General features: G+C 42.7%; 17 protein-coding genes. 16 read left to right on the top strand and 1 reads right to left on the bottom strand.

Annotated features, from left to right (window positions below; genetic code table 11):
- Positions 1-23: 23 nt before the first annotated feature.
- From trpD to trpA, 5 genes are read left to right on the top strand one after another with little or no spacing between them, the layout of a single operon-like run.
- Positions 24-1055 (top strand): anthranilate phosphoribosyltransferase, encoded by a 1032-nt coding sequence (gene trpD / locus I2483_RS08720; RefSeq protein ID WP_207175354.1) that lies wholly within the window; start codon positions 24-26, stop codon positions 1053-1055.
- Positions 1052-1840 carry an indole-3-glycerol phosphate synthase TrpC gene (trpC, locus tag I2483_RS08715; protein WP_207175352.1) on the top strand — a complete coding sequence of 263 codons (789 nt, stop codon included), beginning with the start codon at positions 1052-1054 and terminating at the stop codon, positions 1838-1840. The genes trpD and trpC overlap by 4 nt, the downstream gene beginning before the upstream one ends.
- Positions 1837-2451: a phosphoribosylanthranilate isomerase gene (locus I2483_RS08710; RefSeq protein ID WP_207175350.1), complete on the top strand. Its 615-nt coding sequence runs from the start codon at positions 1837-1839 to the stop codon at positions 2449-2451. The genes trpC and I2483_RS08710 overlap by 4 nt, the downstream gene beginning before the upstream one ends.
- 3 nt (positions 2452-2454) lie before the next feature.
- A complete protein-coding gene (trpB, locus tag I2483_RS08705; RefSeq protein WP_207175349.1) occupies positions 2455-3669 on the top strand; it encodes a tryptophan synthase subunit beta in 1215 nt (404 codons plus the stop codon).
- Complete coding sequence (gene trpA, locus I2483_RS08700) at positions 3662-4450, top strand: tryptophan synthase subunit alpha (protein WP_207175347.1); 789 nt, start codon at positions 3662-3664, stop codon at positions 4448-4450. The genes trpB and trpA overlap by 8 nt, the downstream gene beginning before the upstream one ends.
- A gap of 838 nt (positions 4451-5288) precedes the next feature.
- Here trpA and I2483_RS08695 read toward each other — a convergent pair.
- Positions 5289-6119, bottom strand: coding sequence for an AAC(3) family N-acetyltransferase (locus tag I2483_RS08695; RefSeq protein WP_207175346.1), 831 nt, complete (start codon positions 6117-6119; stop codon positions 5289-5291).
- Positions 6120-6236: 117 nt separating this feature from the next.
- On the opposite strand from I2483_RS08695, the gene I2483_RS08690 reads away from it, so the two are divergent.
- The 11 genes from I2483_RS08690 to I2483_RS08640 all read left to right on the top strand — a co-directional run.
- Positions 6237-7211, top strand: coding sequence for a DUF4003 family protein (locus I2483_RS08690; protein ID WP_186672005.1), 975 nt, complete (start codon positions 6237-6239; stop codon positions 7209-7211).
- Between the two features lie 447 nt (positions 7212-7658).
- On the top strand, positions 7659-8675 hold the full coding sequence (locus I2483_RS08685) for an ABC transporter ATP-binding protein (RefSeq protein ID WP_207175344.1): 1017 nt from the start codon (positions 7659-7661) through the stop codon (positions 8673-8675).
- Complete coding sequence (locus I2483_RS08680; RefSeq protein ID WP_186672009.1) at positions 8662-9594, top strand: ABC transporter ATP-binding protein; 933 nt, start codon at positions 8662-8664, stop codon at positions 9592-9594. Before I2483_RS08685 ends, I2483_RS08680 begins: the two co-directional genes overlap by 14 nt.
- Positions 9595-9599: 5 nt before the next feature.
- On the top strand, positions 9600-10562 hold the full coding sequence (gene opp4B, locus I2483_RS08675; RefSeq protein WP_186672012.1) for an oligopeptide ABC transporter permease: 963 nt from the start codon (positions 9600-9602) through the stop codon (positions 10560-10562).
- Between the two features lie 35 nt (positions 10563-10597).
- Complete coding sequence (locus I2483_RS08670; RefSeq protein ID WP_207175453.1) at positions 10598-11500, top strand: ABC transporter permease; 903 nt, start codon at positions 10598-10600, stop codon at positions 11498-11500.
- A gap of 18 nt (positions 11501-11518) precedes the next feature.
- Positions 11519-13372, top strand: a complete 1854-nt coding sequence (gene opp4A / locus I2483_RS08665; RefSeq protein WP_207175342.1) for an oligopeptide ABC transporter substrate-binding protein — start codon at positions 11519-11521, stop codon at positions 13370-13372.
- A 200-nt stretch (positions 13373-13572) separates the two neighbouring features.
- Complete coding sequence (locus I2483_RS08660) at positions 13573-14496, top strand: S66 peptidase family protein (RefSeq protein WP_207175340.1); 924 nt, start codon at positions 13573-13575, stop codon at positions 14494-14496.
- 451 nt (positions 14497-14947) lie between these two features.
- Positions 14948-15250 (top strand): urease subunit gamma, encoded by a 303-nt coding sequence (gene ureA, locus I2483_RS08655; RefSeq protein WP_207151922.1) that lies wholly within the window; start codon positions 14948-14950, stop codon positions 15248-15250.
- 15 nt (positions 15251-15265) lie between these two features.
- Positions 15266-15634, top strand: coding sequence for an urease subunit beta (locus I2483_RS08650; RefSeq protein WP_186672025.1), 369 nt, complete (start codon positions 15266-15268; stop codon positions 15632-15634).
- Positions 15631-17346, top strand: coding sequence for an urease subunit alpha (gene ureC, locus I2483_RS08645; RefSeq protein WP_207175338.1), 1716 nt, complete (start codon positions 15631-15633; stop codon positions 17344-17346). The genes I2483_RS08650 and ureC overlap by 4 nt, the downstream gene beginning before the upstream one ends.
- 255 nt (positions 17347-17601) lie before the next feature.
- Positions 17602-17768, top strand: a 167-nt coding sequence (locus I2483_RS08640; RefSeq protein WP_255550368.1) for a helix-turn-helix domain-containing protein, incomplete at its 3' end; no start/stop codon positions are given.

Raw genomic sequence — 17768 nt, 5'->3', positions numbered from 1 at the left:
AGCAGAGCAGAGGAGAGATTGAGATGAGAAGTTTTGTCAGAAGAGTAGAGATGGGCGAGCATTTGATGTATGAAGAAATGGTGGAAGCTTCTAAGCTGATGTTTACTGAACAAACGGAATCGCAGGACGTAGCCGACTTTCTTGTTGCATTGTCACGAAAAGGGGAAACGGCACACGAGGTTGGAGCACTTGCTTCGGTTATGAAATCGTTCGCGCTTCGAGTAAATGTACCACGGGAAACATTTATGGATAACTGCGGAACGGGCGGAGACGGCTCAAATACGTTCAACATTAGTACGGCATCCGCATTCGTTTTGGCGGGCGCTGGCGCTTCTATCGCTAAGCATGGCAATCGAAAAATTTCGAGTGCCGCGGGAAGCTCCGATGTATTGGAAGAACTCGGCATTCATACGGATTTCAGCTTAGATGAAACAATTGAACTTCTTAAGCAGGAAGGGATCACCTTCTTATATGCACCAAACGTTCATCCGAAAATGAAGCGAATTGGTGCTATCCGACAGCAAATTGGCAAGCCAACCATCTTCAATCTCGTGGGACCTCTGACAAATCCAATACCTTTGAAAACACAGTTCACAGGCATTAACAGGCCGGACTTCACGATGGAATATGCATCCGTCTTGCGCATGCTTGGCAGAGAACGGGCAATTGTCGTATCGGGAGCGGGGGGAATGGATGAAGCGTCACTTGCGGGACAAAATGCATTTGTGCTTCTTGATAAAGGCGATTTGATCCCGTTTTCACTGACAGCGGATGACGTGGGACTTACCTCTGCACCGATTTCTGCTATACGTGGAGGCGACGCGAAGGAAAATGCAGCAACCATTCGAGCGATTTTCAATGGACGACGCGGTCCTCATTTCGATACAGTCGTTTTTAACGCAGGCATTGGATTATTTGCGAATGGGCAAGCAGGGACGATCCAAGAAGGCGTCAAACGGGCGACAGACAGTATATTATCTGGCAAGGCGATGCAAAAGCTAGATGCAGTCGTAGCATTCAGTGCGAAAATCGGTGTAAAGGCGGTGGCAAGATGACGATTCTAGACGAGATATTACACAAGAAACGGCGTGAAGTGCTGGGCATGTTGGCAGAGCAGGATGTGTTACAAGAAGTTCGTCCGTCGCGTCCGTCTTTATTCAACAAGTTATATAAAACAGAACACTTGCAAGTCATTGCAGAAATGAAGCGTGCATCTCCCTCGAAAGGACTTATCGCCGAAGGTGCTGATCCTGTCGCACAAGCGATTTCTTACTACAACGCAGGCGCAGCGTGCATTTCAGTATTGACGGATAGTCATTTTTTCAAGGGCTCTTTCGAAGACTTAGCGGCTGTCGCAGATAATGTTCCGATTCCGTTGCTGTGCAAGGACTTTATCATCCATCCTGTACAAATTGACCGTGCAAAAATTGCTGGTGCATCTGTCATTCTACTGATTGTTGCCGCTCTTACTGATGACGAACTAAGCAATCTCCATGCCTATGCATTGGCATCTGGAATGGAAGTGCTTGTGGAAGTACATGACGGATTGGAGCTGAAACGTGCGATTGCTATCGATGCAAAACTGATAGGTGTAAATAATCGTGATCTCCGCACATTTAAAGTGGATTTAAAGAGAACCGAAGAGATTGCAGCCCTGTTTCCGTTTGATCAAGAACGTGTCCTCATCAGCGAAAGTGGTATCTGGGAATCGGAAGATGCGTTATTCGTAGCGGGTGCTGGTGCGAGTGCAGTTCTTGTGGGCGAATCATTGATGCGAAGCGGTGCAGTTTCTGCAGCCATCCATTCACTTCAAGTCTCGTTAGCTAGAGTAATCCGATGACGAAGGTGAAAATTTGTGGATTAAAGGAACCACAACACGTGAAAACAGCAGTCGATGCTGGAGTGGATGCAATCGGCTTTGTCTTTGCTCCTAGCAGGCGGCAAGTGACAATTACCGAAGCACAAGAGTTAGCAAAGGAAATTCCACCTGGCGTGCTGAAAATCGGAGTATTTGTAGATGCATCACGAGATGAAATTGAGCAAACTTACCGTGAAGTACCGCTAGACTTTGTTCAATTTCATGGTGATGAAAGTTCAGATTTCATCAAAAAAGTCGGACTTCCTTCCATTAAAGTGTTATCAGTTTACAGTGATGAAGATGCAAAGCGATCCGCACACTATGAAACAGACTACTTTTTGTTCGATACACCTGGAACGGACTTTAAAGGTGGTAGCGGAATGACCTTCGATTGGCAACTAATGAAAGACGTTGGTGTACAATCGGAAAAAATCATTCTGGCGGGCGGACTGAACGCGGATAATGTTGCACAAGCAATCAGGACGGTACATCCATATATGGTTGACGTTTCAAGCGGAGTAGAAAGTATGGGAAGAAAAGATGAGAATTTGATTCGCGCTTTCATAAAAGCAGTCAAAGATGAGGAGAGGTAAGCGATGGTACAAGAATTGGATGCAACTCAAACTACACAGGCAGGGCGATATGGAAGGTTTGGTGGACAGTTTGTCCCTGAAACATTAATGACAGCACTTATCGAACTAGAGGCTGCTTATGATGACGCGATTGCCGATCCGGCTTTCACAGACAAAGTAAGTTATTACTTAAAGGATTTTGTCGGACGCGAGACGCCGCTGTACTTTGCGGAAAGACTGACAAAAGAAGCGGGCGGTGCGAAGATTTATCTCAAACGGGAAGATTTAAACCATACGGGCGCACATAAAATCAATAATACGGTTGGGCAGGCACTTCTAGCGATGCGAATGGGTAAAAAGAAAATTGTTGCGGAAACCGGAGCGGGTCAGCATGGAGTAGCAACGGCAACGGTATGCGCCTTATTTAATCTTGAATGCGTTATTTACATGGGGAAAGAAGATATTCGTAGGCAAGAATTAAATGTTTTCCGCATGGAGTTACTCGGAGCAAAAGTCGTTTCGGTTGATAAAGGATCAGGCACACTGAAGGATGCCGTCAATGAGGCGCTTCGCTACTGGGTCGCGAATGTGGAAGACACGCATTACATATTAGGTTCAGCCCTTGGTCCGCATCCGTTCCCGAGAATTGTCCGTGATTTCCAACGTGTTATCGGTGTGGAAACGAGACGACAAATTGTGGAGAAAGAAGGGCGTCTGCCAGATGCAATTGTTGCGTGCATCGGAGGAGGGAGCAATGCAATCGGTATGTTCCACCCATTTATTGAAGATGAAGACGTTGCATTGTATGGCGTTGAGGCGGCGGGTAGCGGTATTGAAACAGGACTTCATGCGGCTGCAATTACGGATGGCAAAGAAGGTGTTCTGCACGGGGCGTATATGTATGTGTTACAAGATGATGATGGATTTATCCAGGAAGCGCACTCCATTTCAGCGGGTCTTGATTATCCCGCCGTCGGTCCGGAACATTGCCATTTACATGATATTGGACGTGTAGCGTACACATCTGTTACGGATGCAGGTGCATTGGAAGGATTGCAGTTATTGGCGAGAGTAGAAGGAATCATCCCCGCACTTGAAAGTGCACATGCGGTTCACTATGCAGTCGAACTGGCAGGTACGATGGGTGAGGAAGAAATTCTCGTTATTTGCCTTTCTGGACGTGGCGATAAAGATGTCCAAACGGTCCGCGATGCTTTAGGAGGTGGCTTGAATGACTAAGCAAGACTTAACTAACGCGATTACGGATTGTGTAGCCCGGGGTGATAAAGCGTTTGTGCCCTATATAATGGCGGGTGACGGCGGGCTAGAAACAATAAAGGAAAATATTTTATTTCTCCAACAAACAGGCGTGACGGCAATCGAACTGGGCATTCCTTTTTCAGATCCGGTTGCAGACGGCCCGGTGATAGAAGAGGCGGGAGAACGAGCACTTGCTAAAGGCGTAACACTTCGTAAGGTGTTGAAGGAACTCACTCTATTTAAGGATGAAGTCACCGCTCCGCTTGTAATAATGACTTATTTGAATCCGATTTTAAGCTATGGCATTGATCAATTTGCGAAGGATTGTCAGGACAGCGGAATCAGCGGACTTATTGTGCCTGACTTGCCACACGAAGAAAGTGGGCTATTGCAGAATTCCCTTGAAAAATCCGAGATTGCACTCATTCCACTAGTTTCGCTAACGAGCCCACCAGAACGGATTAAGAAAATAACAGCGGCAGCTGAAGGTTTTGTGTACGCGGTAACGGTAAATGGTATTACAGGAGTGCGTGATGGATTTGGCGATGATCTTGCTGCCCATTTGGAGCAGTTGAAAGCGGTGAGTCCAGTCCCTGTATTAGCTGGGTTTGGTATTTCAACACCTGAACAGGTCCAATCAATTGGTGCGCTTGCAGACGGGGTCATTGTAGGCAGTGCGATTGTTGCTGCTTTTCATAGAAATGATTTAACAGCGATCGAGGCGTTAGTAAAAATGTCGAAGAAAGAAATATATAGCTAAAAAACACGTCTGTTGATTAACCAGAAAGTAACTTGATCACACATTGGGTGCTACGTGTATAGTTGTATTTTGATTGCTTTGGAATTGAACGACTTCTATACGATTACCGGGATGTCTGGATGCGTAGGGATGCGACAAAGTCGCATCCCTACGCATCTTTCTCGGTAATCGTATGGTGGTCCTTCATCCGCCGCACTCCAAATGCATACGTACACGAAGTGCATATAGAGCTTTTTGGGACGAAAGAATTGCATGCTTCTTACCTGGAGAAAAGCCGCCAAAGATGCAATTTTGGCGGCTGAAACTTTCTATAGGGTTTTTTTTTACTAATAAAGAAGTGTCACTTTCTAGTAGGCGTAACATGATTAGATGCATATTCTTTGCTAAAAGTAAGCAAGGAACACATTGTACAGCATGCAAGAGTGCCCGAAATTGTATCTTCGGGCACTTACAATCTCTATAGAAAGTCATCTACTCTTTTCTTCCAAAACAACTGCATTTTTCATTTGAATAGTGTAGGAACGCGACAGGCAACTATTCACAACAGGATTACAGAGAAGAGTGTGGCTAGAAGTGACGAAGTCACTTCTAGCCACACTGGGCCCCCTCAGTAAATCTGTCATGAATAGTTAGCCGAAAGCGAGCCGGAAATACTCCAGTGAAAATGGATCTTTCCATGCCCTACTCACAAGTATTTTATGCAAATAAATGGTTAATCAACAGACTTGTTAAAAAAACGCCCTTCCTTGCATGAAATAGTGCGCGAGGAGGGGCGTTTCTTATACAGTTTGGTCGTTATGTCGTATAGTTCAAGGATAGGGTCGTCCAGCTTCTGCTTTTACTCAGCTACTACTTCCGACATCCTTTTTTCGGTTACCCATACAGTCCCAAAATCGATCAATGGTTTCATCGGAACAATTTTGCAAAGGGCTTGCCCTAACTTGCCGTCGAGAGCAACGCCGGGGTTCATTTCCTCGAATGCGGTACCCAATTCGGGAAAAATATCAGAATCGACATCAGCCATATCAAAAGTTGCCCAAATTCGTTCACCGTTTTGCATGACGGCTGCTCCTTGTGGGGAAACTGTACATTCAGGAGCCAGGTATTCGGATAAATGAAGGGCTGTGCACGACTCATAACTGACGCCAATCATAATGATTTTCACATCCGCATTCACCATTTTTCCGAGTGGGGAATTGGGTCCGAATGAATCCTCAAGCGGGTGTTCTCTCATCCAGTCATCTGCGTGTAGCCCCCATGCCATAAACGAATGGGCGGGGTGAGGACTTCGAATTGTTTCGGGGTGGCGGTGAAAGCATTCAGCAATTTTCCCCATTCCACGCAGATGGGTTAAGTTCGGGTCGTAAGCGGGAATAGATTGACGTATAGGTTCATGCCACTCTTCTGGAACAGGTGGAAGCATCCAGTAAGACGGTTCCGAATTGTCACCGGACTGTGCAGGCATGATGATAGTGCCGTTTGGTGTCACCGAATCCATAAGCGCTTCGACGACGGCTTGTTCACCACCTGCAATCCACCCCATCGATTTGAGGGATGCATGGACAATGAGATGATCGCCCGATTTAACGCCAAGTGAGCTAAGTTGCTCTTTTAGCGTCTTTTTAGATTGGAATGAATGGGTATTGAGAATTGTTTCAAATTCGGTCATGTGGATCACTCGATTCTATAGATATTTCAAAAAGCATAGCAAGCAGTAAAGGTTTTGCCAAGTTTTATGAAACCTTTCTTGCGGACAAGCGTACATATATAAAAGGAGATGTGTTCAATGGATGCGAATGTGATTAGACAGGAAGTCGAAACGACATATGAAAAAGTGAAATCGTTGGCAGGTTGGACGGTGGATAAAAACGTCGTGCTGACAATTACATCGTATTATGTCACATCTGAAAGAGAATTTGACGCGCAAAGTCTGAGCCGAGTAATGGATGCACTGAAAAGTAAATCAAGTTGGCTTTCGCCGTTACGCGGCAATCTACTTCCGATGATGGCTGCATTTTTAGATCAGCCCGGAGCGGATATTGACAAAGAAGTGAATCGTTTATTCGCGAAGCAACAAGTCCTCAAGGGGATAGGCTTCCGTAATACAATCCATTCGTATTTGGCTGCGCTTCTGCTGACGAATGATACAGAGCTCTATGAAAATGAAGCACGCCAAGCCAAAAAGCTGTATGATGCGATTAAGAAGCAGCATTTTTTCCTGACGTCTGACGATGATTACGCATATGCAGTATTGCTGGGGAAAAGAGGCGCCGATCCAATTGAGCACGCCAAGTCGATGCGTGCGTATTACGACGCACTCCGGACTGAGGGATTCCGTTCGGGAAATGAACTACAATGGCTGTCACAAGTAATGACTTACATACAAATCAAGTTTGACCCGAATCTCGTAACCAGGGCTGCCGAAGTACTAACTCATTTTAAACGTAATACGAAAGTACGGCCTGTGCATTACCCGATGATCGGATTTCTTACCGTATTTGGAATAGACGATACGGAATTGCAGAATATTGTCGAACTGACGCATTCATTGGAGGAATCCAAACCTTTTAAATGGAATCGTGAAATGGCGTTGTCTATTGCGATTGGGTATATTATGCATAAATTGACTGAAAGTGCAGAAGCAGCAAGTGTTAGTCTTGCAACGTCTGTGGAATTAATTATACAAGCGCAACAAGCGGTGATGGCTGCAACGATTGCTGCGATGGTTGCGTCTACCTCAGCAAATTCATCCAATAATTGATTGTGATTCGCTTAATTTCCATTCAGTTTAGATAGGCTTTTGCGTCACGGGAACAGTTGGATTCAGAAACGTGATTTTAACTCCGTGTATCTTGTAAAGGAGCCGATAGCGCTTAAAATGAGTAGGATGTAAATACCCTGTTAAATACATTAAAAAGATTTCATTCCAAATCGGAAATGGAATCTTTTTTGCGTTTTATAAATAAAATATAAAAATATTATTCTTGAAAAGTTAAAAGTATTTCGGTTAAGGAAATGCTTTCAAATCAACGTTTGTAACCTAAATGTAACCTAATTGTCACATCGAAAGTATTTTATGTATTTCATATCTTGTAAAAATAGTGTTGTCATCCATAAATTTGTATAGTATATTGGTGCAAGTGAATCAATATCAGAAAATTTACTATTAATAGTTTGGGAGTTTAAGTATTGTAAGGAGGAAATTTTCTTGGGGAACCCGGTATTGGAAATTAAAAATCTCCGCACATCGTTTCGAATAAAAGACAACTACTATGCCGCAGTCGATGATGTATCATTGACTGTTGAAAAAAATGAACTGCTAGCCATAGTAGGCGAATCGGGTTGCGGGAAGAGTGCATTTGCTTTTTCGATAATGGGTCTGCATAGTCAAGCTAAAGTGGAGGGGGATATTTACTTCAAGGGTCAGAATATAGCAAATATCTCTACACCTAAGCTAAATGAATTGCGTGGGAATAAAATGGGGATGATTTTTCAAGACTCGCTTTCCGCATTGAATCCATTAATGACTATTGGCGATCAAATTGATGAGATTATTTATATCCATAACAGTAAGTTACCGAAAAAGGAACGGAAAGAGAGAGTCATTGATTTGCTGAATAAGGTTGGAATTGTCGATCCAGCATTTACTCACGATCAATTTCCCCATGAATTATCAGGTGGGATGAGGCAGCGGGTAGTGATTGCGATGGCGATTGCCAATGAACCGGAGCTATTGATTGCTGACGAGCCAACGACTGCTCTGGATGTGACCATTCAATCTCAAATACTCGATTTAATAAAAAAGCTCAAAGAAGAGATTCACGCGGGGATTATTTTGATTACCCATGACCTGGCAGTTGTTGCTGAAATGGCAGATCGTGTTGCTGTCATGTACGCAGGTCAAATTGTTGAGATAGCGGATGTCTATACATTATTCGAAAACCCCTTGCATCCTTATACGAGGTCGTTGCTGAACTCAGTTCCGAATTCAAATGAAGTGCAATCTGAACTTCATGTTATTGAAGGGATTGTACCGTCCTTGCAGAATTTGCTGCGTGAAGGCTGTCGATTCAGTCCAAGAATACCTTGGATCGATGAGTCAGCGCATGAAAAAAACCCAGTATTGCATGAAGTAAATCCTGGTCACTTCGTACGTTGTACCTGCTACCAACAGTTTAGCTTCCCTGAAAAAAGCAAGGAGGATCAATACCATGGCGTTTCTTGAAGTAGAAGATTTAAAAGTCCATTTTCCAATTCAAGGCGGCGTATTTGGTAGGACTGTTGACCATGTAAGAGCAGTGGATGGTGTCTCGTTTTCGATTGAAAAAGGGAAGACATATGGGCTTGTTGGTGAATCTGGATCCGGAAAAACAACAACTGGACGCGCAATTATTGGTTTAAACAAAATAGCTGCAGGAAAAGTTATTTTTGACGGACAGGACATTACAGATTTGCGCCGCTCGAAAATGGGTGCACGCAGGGATATACAGATGATCTTTCAAGATCCCTATTCCACGTTGAATCCCAAAAAACGAGTGCTTGATATTGTATCTGAGCCACTTCGTAATTACGAAAACCTTTCAAGGAGCGAAGAAAAGAAGCGGGTCGGGGAACTATTAGAGCTCGTCGGTTTAAGCCCAGAAAGTATACATAAATACCCGCACGAATTTTCAGGTGGACAACGACAACGGATTGGGATTGCTAGGGCAATTGCTTTAAAACCGAAGTTGATTATTGCTGATGAACCTGTTTCAGCACTTGATGTTTCCGTTCAAGCACAGGTCTTGAATTTTATGCAGGAGATTCAAAAAGAGTTGGGTCTTACTTATCTCTTTATCAGCCATGATCTTGGAATTATCAAGCATATGTGTGATCGAATTGGGATTATGTATAAAGGGCGTTATGTTGAGGAAGGAACTCCGGAAGATATCTTTAAAAATCCACAGCATATTTATTCAAAACGGTTGGTTGCTGCAATTCCTGATATTGACCCTAGAAAACGTGAACAACAGGTACAATTCCGGCAAGCAGTAAAAGTAGAGTATGAGCAGTCATACAGCGATTATTTCGATGACTTGGGCTTGGCCTATAAATTACAGCCTGTATCGGACACACATTTAGTGGCTTTGCCTGGGAAAGGGTGAATGGTATGTGGAAATTCACTGTACGTCGAATTGGAATAATGATTCCGCAAATTGCATTACTAAGTCTTTTAATATTTATCATGGCAAAAATGATGCCTGGTGATGCGTTAAGTGGTTTGATCGATCCGAGTATTGATCCAGCTACGATAGAGGCAATGAGAAAGAAACTAGGCTTGGATAATCCTTGGCATATTCAATACATGGATTGGATTAAAGGGGTGGCTCAGGGCGATTTTGGACAATCCTTCCGCTTTAAGATGCCGGTCACCGAATTAATTTCTCAACGACTAGTTAATACGTTTTGGCTGTCACTAGTTACGTTAATCTTGACTTATTTAATCGCGATTCCCCTAGGCATTACAAGTGGACGGTATAACGATTCATGGGCTGACCGATTAATAACAGGTTACACGTACGTAGGGTTCGCGGCTCCATTATTTATCTTTGCTCTTGTTATGCTTTGGATCTTTGGTTTTCATTTTGGTTGGTTCCCTACCAGTGGTAGTGTAACGCCAGGGCTAAGTCCAGGTTCGTTCGAATATGTACTCAGTAAAATAAATCATTTGTTGCTCCCTTCATTATCAATGGCCCTTATCGCAACGGTTTCGACCGTTCAGTATTTGCGAAGTGAGATTATTGATACAAAACAGAAGGAATTTGTAGTGACAGCACGGGCGAAAGGTGCATCTGAGTCAAGGGTCTACAACCGCCATATTTTAAGGAATTCATTGTTGCCGATTGCCGCATTTTTCGGTTATGAAATTACGGGATTAATCGGAGGAACCATTTTTATTGAAAACATCTTTGGGTACCCAGGAATGGGTCAGTTGTTTATAGAATCGATTTCACTACGTGATTTTAGTGTGGTGACATCAGTTGTTCTAATATTTGGGATTGCTTCGATCTTAGGTGCATTGATTTCAGATATTATATTAAGTATTGTTGACCCACGTATTCGTATAAAATAAGAACTCGATAGACTTTGAGGTGGTTAAGGTTGGAAATGAAAAATGTCCATTTACCCGACAGTACGCAGGATGCTGACAGAAGTCCATCCGGCTGGATTATTATCTGGCGTGAACTTGTTCGAGATAAACTAGCTTTTATATCATTAGTTTTTCTTACACTCATTATGGTATTTGTATACGGTGTTTCCCTGTTTTTAGATCAGAAAGAAATTGTGACAGTGGACTTGTTTTCTATCCACAAAGCCCCGTCTAAAGAATTTTGGTTAGGTACAGATTATGGTGGACGAGATGTTTTTGGACAACTGATTATCGGGACGCGGAATTCACTTTCAATTGGGATTCTTGTAACAGTAATGACGGGTGTCATTGGAATTACGGTTGGCTTGATTTCGGGCTATTATGGCGGAAAGATTGATAATATAGTCATGCGGATTGTTGACTTTTTCATGATTTTACCATTCCTGATGATTGTCATTGTGTTTGTATCAGTTTCACCTAAATATACCATTTTGACATTCTCCTTAATCATGACGGCTTTTTTATGGATGGGAAAAGCACGATTAATCCGATCGAAAGCGTTGCAAGAAAGAGAACTAGATTATGTGCAAGCTTCAAAAACGCTGGGCTCACCGAATATAAAAATAATGTTTACACAGGTGTTACCGAATTTAAGTTCAATCATTATCGTTTCGATGACATTGAGCTTAGCTGCAAACATTGGTTTGGAATCTGGGCTATCCTTTTTAGGCTTTGGTTTTCCAGAAAGTACGCCAAGCCTCGGGACACTTGTCAGTTATGCAAGAAACCCACAAACTTTGGAGTATCGATGGTGGATCTGGTTACCTGCATCACTACTAATACTAGTGCTGATGTTGAGTATAAATAATGTCGGTCAAGCGTTAAAACGTGCGACTGATGCAAGACAAAGAAGAGGATAAGAAGGGGGAGAGATTTATATGGTAGGAAAGAAAAGTGTAAGTAAAGCTTTATTCGCATTGATGCTTGTTCTAGTACTTGCGTTAGCGGCTTGTAATAAGGCGGAAGAAGCGAAACCAGCAGATACTGGAACTAAGAAAGAAGAGGACAAGAAAGAAGAGGTCAAGGAAGAGGAAGTCGTAGATGACGGCCTTTATTCGATCGATGACTTTAGTAATATTAAAACTAATGAAGGTGAAGCAATCGAAGGAGGTTCATTCACATATGGACTTGTTTCAGATACTGCTTTTGAAGGAACGTTGAACTTTAACTTCTATTCAGGCGCGCCTGATGCTGATGTTCTTAGTTGGTTCGACGAAGGCTTGTTGACATGGGATTCAAGTTTTGTCTATACAAATGACGGTGCTGCAACATATGAAGCATCTGAAGATGGAAGAACATTCACGTTCACGATTCGTGACAATGTAAACTGGCACGACGGTACGCCAGTTACAGCTGAAGACTGGTTATTTGCACATGAAGTCCTTGGCCATGCTGACTATGATGGTCCGCGTGCTGGAGATGTTCTTAACATTGTAGGTATGGAAGATTTCCAAGCAGGTAAATCAAAATCAATTTCTGGTATTGAAGTAGTAAGTGATAAAGTATTGAAAATCACTTATCTTGAAGCAACACCATCACTTATCACAGGTGGAATCTGGACATACCCACTTGCTAAGCATATCTTTGGCGATATGCCTGTTAAAGATATCTCATCTTCTCCAGAAGTACGTCAGAAACCAATTGGTTTTGGTCCATTTAAAGTTGACACAATCGTACCTGGTGAGTCAGTAACGTACACTAAAAACGAAGATTACTGGCGCGGGGCACCAAAGCTGGACACAGTTACTTTAAAAGTAATCAATCCAAACGTCGTTGTTCAATCACTTGAAAAAGGTGACGTGGACACAGTAAGTGCTTTCCCAGTAAATCAGTTCCCAGATAACGCTAATATGTCAAACGTTGAATTCTTAGGTGCTGTAGATCGTGCATATTCGTATGTTGGCTTTAAACTTGGAACTTGGGATAGCGAAAAGAAAGTAGTAAAACCAAATCCAAATGCGAAGATGGCAGATGTCAATTTGCGTAAAGCTATGTGGCATGCGGTTGATAATAATACGGTAGGTGAGAAGTTCTATCATGGCCTACGTTGGTCTGCAACAACATTGATTCCACCATCACACCCGGAATATCATGATGCAACAAATCCTGGTACACCTTATGACCCTGAAGTAGCAAAACAGTTGCTTGAAGAAGCTGGATTTAAAGACGTTGATGGTGATGGTATCCGTGAAGACAAAGAAGGAAAACCATTGGTTATCAATTATGCTGCTATGTCCGGCGATGACATCGCTGAACCTTTGGCACAATACTATATTCAAGCATGGGAAGCTGTTGGCTTGAAAGTAGAACTATTAGATGGTCGCTTACAAGAGTTTAATACTTTTTATGAAGGCGTTGGACAAAAAGGAAATGACAATCCCGACATTGATATTTATGCAGCTGCTTGGGGTGTAGGTATCGACGTTGATCCTAGTGGATTATACGCTAAAAACGTATTATACAACTTCGCTCGTTGGGAAAATGCAGACAATGAGCGCCTGTTAGCTGAAGGTATCTCTGAAGAAGCATTCGACGTTGAGAAGCGTAAAGAAATATACAACGAGTGGCAACAACTGATGACAGATGAAGTTCCTGTATTCCCAACATTGTATCGTTCGGTATTGGTACCAGTTAACAACCGTGTACAAAACTATGCAATTGGTGATGGAACAGGTGTTTATTTAAGTGATATCGCAGTAACACAAGATAAGCCTATGTCTGCGAAAAAGTAAGTTAAGATTTATAGTAGAAGCTTGTAGAGGAAAAGAGTCATTTTTCTTCTGCAAGCTTTTTTAATTGTTAAGAAGTGCCGTAAGAATCCTATAAATACATCTATGAACGAGAAAGCATGATTGAATAGCGGAATATGATAAACTTATTAAGAATATTAAAAATAGGCGTATCAGCTTCTTAATGAAAGGAAGTTATTTATATGAAAATAAGGCCACAACGCCTCCAACAAGGGGACACAATTGGTATCATCGCACCTTCAAGCCCGCCGAATCAAGAGAACTTAGAGCGCTCACTTGCGTTTCTTGAACAGCTAGGATTGAAATGGAAGTTTGGAAAGCATGTTAAGAACGTCCATGGTTATCTCGCGGGAACGGACGATGAACGACTTCAAGACTTACATGATATGTTTGCAGATCCTACGATTAAAGGAATCATCTGCGCAGGCGGAGGATACGGTTCGGCTCGTTTTACGGATAAAATCGATTTGCAGCTTATGAAAGAGAATCCGAAGGTCTTTTGGGGTTTCAGTGATATCACGTACCTGCATACGGCGATGGGCCTGTATTCCAATCTTGTCACGTTCCATGGCCCGATGCTAGCATCATGTGTTGGGAAAGACACATTCCATGAATTGTCCGCTAAAATGTTCCAACAGTTATTTGAGCCAATGGAACTTCATTACACAGAAGCCATTTCACCACTTGAAACGATCACAGCTGGTGTTGCGCAAGGTGAACTTGTTGGTGGGAATCTGTCGCTACTTGCTAGTGGAATTGGTACCAAGTTCGAAGTGGACACGAAGGGGAAGCTTCTCTTTATAGAAGATGTAGGTGAAGAACCATACAGAGTCGATGGTCTTCTCAATCAATTGCGCATGGCTGGTAAGCTGAAAGAGGCAGCAGGAATTGTTATCGGTAACTACTCGGATGCGGAACCGAAAAAACGAAAAGAAACACTCACGATAGACGAAGTATTCGACCACTACATGGGTAATCTTGGGGTGCCAGTGGTGAAAGGATTCCAAATTGGTCATTGTCAGCCACACTTTGCTATACCACTTGGCGTCGGCGCAAAGCTCGATGCGGATAACAAGACACTAACGATATTACCTGGCGTGGAGTGAAACGAGGTATGAAAGCGATTTACGCAAACTAATCATTTGGAGATATGCCGCTGAATCTAGGCGGCATTTTGTGTTTGAGCGACAATACTTTTGGGTAACATATATGAGAGCGCAGAAAACGATGAAATTGAAGATACAAGTGTTTTTTTGATAGTTAAAAGTAAAACTTATGTTAGAGTTGTGAAAAAGTAATTCCATTTACCTATGCCTATTTTAAGTCGTTAAGTTGTAAAATAATCCATAACGCATTATAATTGTTTAGTCATCGACATTCTTCGACACATTCCGCAAAAGCTCGATCTAGTCGGGCACCAATCCACTGGACAGTAGTCCGAAATGGCATATTCATGCAAACTAAGTCAAAAAAAGTAATGAGAACGCTAATTCAATTAATTTTCTGAATCGTACGAGGTTTGGTTTTTTTATTAACTAAAAAAAGAGGTGCTTTGTATTGAAATTATCACCGGTTGAACAGGAAAAGTTGCTATTGCACGTTGCAGGAGAACTAGCAATTAAACGTAAAGAACGCGGAGTTAAGTTAAATTATCCGGAATCTATTGCACTAATTTGTCACTATATTATGGAAGGGGCGCGTGATGGCAAGACTGTTGCGCAACTGATGAGCGAAGGAAAACAAGTGCTTACGGTTGAGGATGTAATGGAAGGCGTCGGCGATATGATCAGTGACGTGCAGATAGAATGTACATTCCCAGATGGAACAAAACTTGTGACGGTCCACCGTCCAATTCAATAATAGGAGGCTTTAACAATGATTCCAGGAGAAATTAGAACAGCTGAAGGCATGATTGAAATAAATGCTGGACGCCCGGTGAAAACAGTACGTGTTGCAAATACTGGTGACCGTCCGATACAAGTTGGATCTCATTTCCATTTTATCGAAGTTAATAAATATCTTGAATTCGACCGTGAACAGGCAGTTGGCATGCATTTGAATATCCCATCTGGCACGGCTGTACGCTTTGAACCAGGCGAAGAGAAGGAAGTCGAATTGGTTGAATTCGGTGGAAAACGTCATGTGTTCGGGCTGAATAATTTGACGGAAGGTTCGACGCACCATAAGGACGAAATTATGGATAAAGCAGCTGAAGCCGGTTTTAAAGGAGCTGAGGATAAATGAAAGTAACACATGAACAATATGCGAAAATGTTTGGTCCGACAGTAGGCGATAAAGTACGTCTTGCTGATACCGATCTTTGGATTGAAATTGAAAAAGACTATACATCATATGGTGATGAAGGTGTTTTCGGCGGAGGAAAATCGCTTCGTGTGTCGATGGGCCAAAACGGTAAAAACATTCGTGAAGAAGGTGTTCTCGATACGGTTATCACAAACGTTATGATTATTGACCATACAGGTATTGTAAAAGCAGATATTGGTATTAAAGATGGCCGTATTATAGGAGTCGGAAAAGCAGGAAATCCGCTTACCATGGATGGTGTAGATCAGGATATGATTATCGGTGTAGGAACGGAAGTCTATGCAGGTGAAGGACTCATCGCAACAGCAGGTGCTGTCGACACGCATATTCACTTCATTAGTCCACAGCAAGTTGAAACTGCACTTAACGCTGGTACGACTACATTCATCGGTGGTGGAACAGGTCCGGCCGCGGGTTCAAAAGCGACGAGTTTGACGGCTGGCGAGTGGCATCTTCACCGTATGTTACAAGCGGTTGAAGACTTACCAATCAACGTTGGGTTACTTGGAAAAGGGAGCGCATCTACGACGGAACCAATTATTGAACAAGTCCGTGCGGGTGCAATCGGTATGAAAATACACGAAGACTGGGGTGCTACTCCAGATGCTCTGAATCAGAGTCTTATCGTTGCAGATGAATTCGATATCCAAGTCGCACTTCACTCCGATACGCTCAATGAAGCAGGTTTTGTTGAAAATACAATTGAGGCGATTGATGGTCGTGTCATCCATATTTTCCATACAGAAGGAGCGGGCGGCGGACATGCGCCAGACCAACTGAAATTGGCTGCATATCCAAATATCTTGCCTGCATCGACGAATCCGACAAAACCATTTACAACAAATACAATTGACGAACATTTGGACATGCTTATGGTATGTCACCATTTGAAACACGATGTACCTGAAGACGTGGCGTTCGCAGATTCACGTATCCGTCCTGAAACAATTGCGGCCGAAGATATTATGCAGGATCTAGGAATTCTAAGTATAATGTCATCCGATTCACAAGCGATGGGGCGTGTTGGTGAAGTGACAATGCGTACGTTCCAAACGGCAAATAAAATGAAGATGCAACGCGGCCCACTTCCCCAAGATGAAGGAAAAGACAACGATAACTTCCGTGTAAAACGTTACATTTCAAAATTAAATATTAACCCGGCGATTGCACACGGAATCAGCCATGAAGTTGGTTCACTTGAAGAAGGGAAACTAGCGGATATTATCCTTTGGGAACCTGCATTTTTCGGCGTGAAAGCTGAAGTCGTTATTAAAGGTGGAATTGCTGTCTACGCAATGACTGGCGATCCAAACGCGTCTATCCCGACGCCGCAACCGATGATGGGACGCCGTATGTACGGTTTTCACGGTCAAGCACCTCAACACGCGGCAATGACATTCCTTCCGAAAATTGCAGTAGAAGAAGGCCTTCCTGAAAAACTGGGCCTTAAGAAAATGATTGGTACTGTTAAAAATTGTCGTAACATTGGCAAAGCAGATATGAAACATAACAGTGAGACACCAGAAATTGACGTCAATCCTGAAACATATGAGGTGAAAATTGACGGCGTACTTGCTACGTGTGAACCGGTTAGCGTTCTCCCGATGGCACAACGTTATTTCTTATTTTAATTACTGAAAATTACCGAATGTGATCAAGAGGGAAGGTCGAAATTGCTGAAAAGAAAATTTACGGCGATTTCGACCCCATCCTATTTGAACATGCTGATAAAGGAGCTGACTACTGTTATCAAGAGTACTGAAAATTGTATAAAAGTATATTCAAAGATCTATTAGCTCAGAAGTTTTTCAACGGTTAACTGTGTGTTAAATAGGGTAAAGATTGTTGATGGAGTTGGAACTGTCATTGAAAGAACATAAAAGGGGATGCTTGTTTTGAAAAAGGCATATAAAACTGAAGTTCTTCTCACCACTTCCCAACAACAAAAAGCCAATCAAACAATCGGCGTTTGCCGGTATGTCTACAATCTTTATCTTGAGACCGCACAAAACCACTATAAAGAAACAAACAAGCATTTGTCCGGCTTTGACTT

The organism is Sporosarcina sp. E16_3, from assembly GCF_017347125.1.
Classification (GTDB): domain Bacteria; phylum Bacillota; class Bacilli; order Bacillales_A; family Planococcaceae; genus Sporosarcina.
The sequence above is the reverse complement of the archived record's forward strand: the minus strand, read 5'-3'. Positions and strand labels throughout refer to the sequence as shown.

Bases quoted from the DNA above. Each gene is read 5' to 3' on its own strand.
- opp4B (WP_186672012.1), top strand. From the start codon at position 9,600: ATGTGGAAATTCACTGTACGTCGAATTGGAATAATGATTCCGCAAATT.
- trpA (WP_207175347.1), top strand. From the start codon at position 3,662: ATGACTAAGCAAGACTTAACTAACGCGATTACGGATTGTGTAGCCCGG.
- opp4A (WP_207175342.1), top strand. From the start codon at position 11,519: ATGGTAGGAAAGAAAAGTGTAAGTAAAGCTTTATTCGCATTGATGCTT.
- I2483_RS08695 (WP_207175346.1), bottom strand. From the start codon at position 6,119: ATGACCGAATTTGAAACAATTCTCAATACCCATTCATTCCAATCTAAA.
- I2483_RS08690 (WP_186672005.1), top strand. From the start codon at position 6,237: ATGGATGCGAATGTGATTAGACAGGAAGTCGAAACGACATATGAAAAA.
- I2483_RS08680 (WP_186672009.1), top strand. From the start codon at position 8,662: ATGGCGTTTCTTGAAGTAGAAGATTTAAAAGTCCATTTTCCAATTCAA.
- trpD (WP_207175354.1), top strand. From the start codon at position 24: ATGAGAAGTTTTGTCAGAAGAGTAGAGATGGGCGAGCATTTGATGTAT.
- ureC (WP_207175338.1), top strand. From the start codon at position 15,631: ATGAAAGTAACACATGAACAATATGCGAAAATGTTTGGTCCGACAGTA.
- I2483_RS08670 (WP_207175453.1), top strand. From the start codon at position 10,598: ATGAAAAATGTCCATTTACCCGACAGTACGCAGGATGCTGACAGAAGT.
- trpB (WP_207175349.1), top strand. From the start codon at position 2,455: ATGGTACAAGAATTGGATGCAACTCAAACTACACAGGCAGGGCGATAT.
- I2483_RS08710 (WP_207175350.1), top strand. From the start codon at position 1,837: ATGACGAAGGTGAAAATTTGTGGATTAAAGGAACCACAACACGTGAAA.
- I2483_RS08660 (WP_207175340.1), top strand. From the start codon at position 13,573: ATGAAAATAAGGCCACAACGCCTCCAACAAGGGGACACAATTGGTATC.
- I2483_RS08650 (WP_186672025.1), top strand. From the start codon at position 15,266: ATGATTCCAGGAGAAATTAGAACAGCTGAAGGCATGATTGAAATAAAT.
- trpC (WP_207175352.1), top strand. From the start codon at position 1,052: ATGACGATTCTAGACGAGATATTACACAAGAAACGGCGTGAAGTGCTG.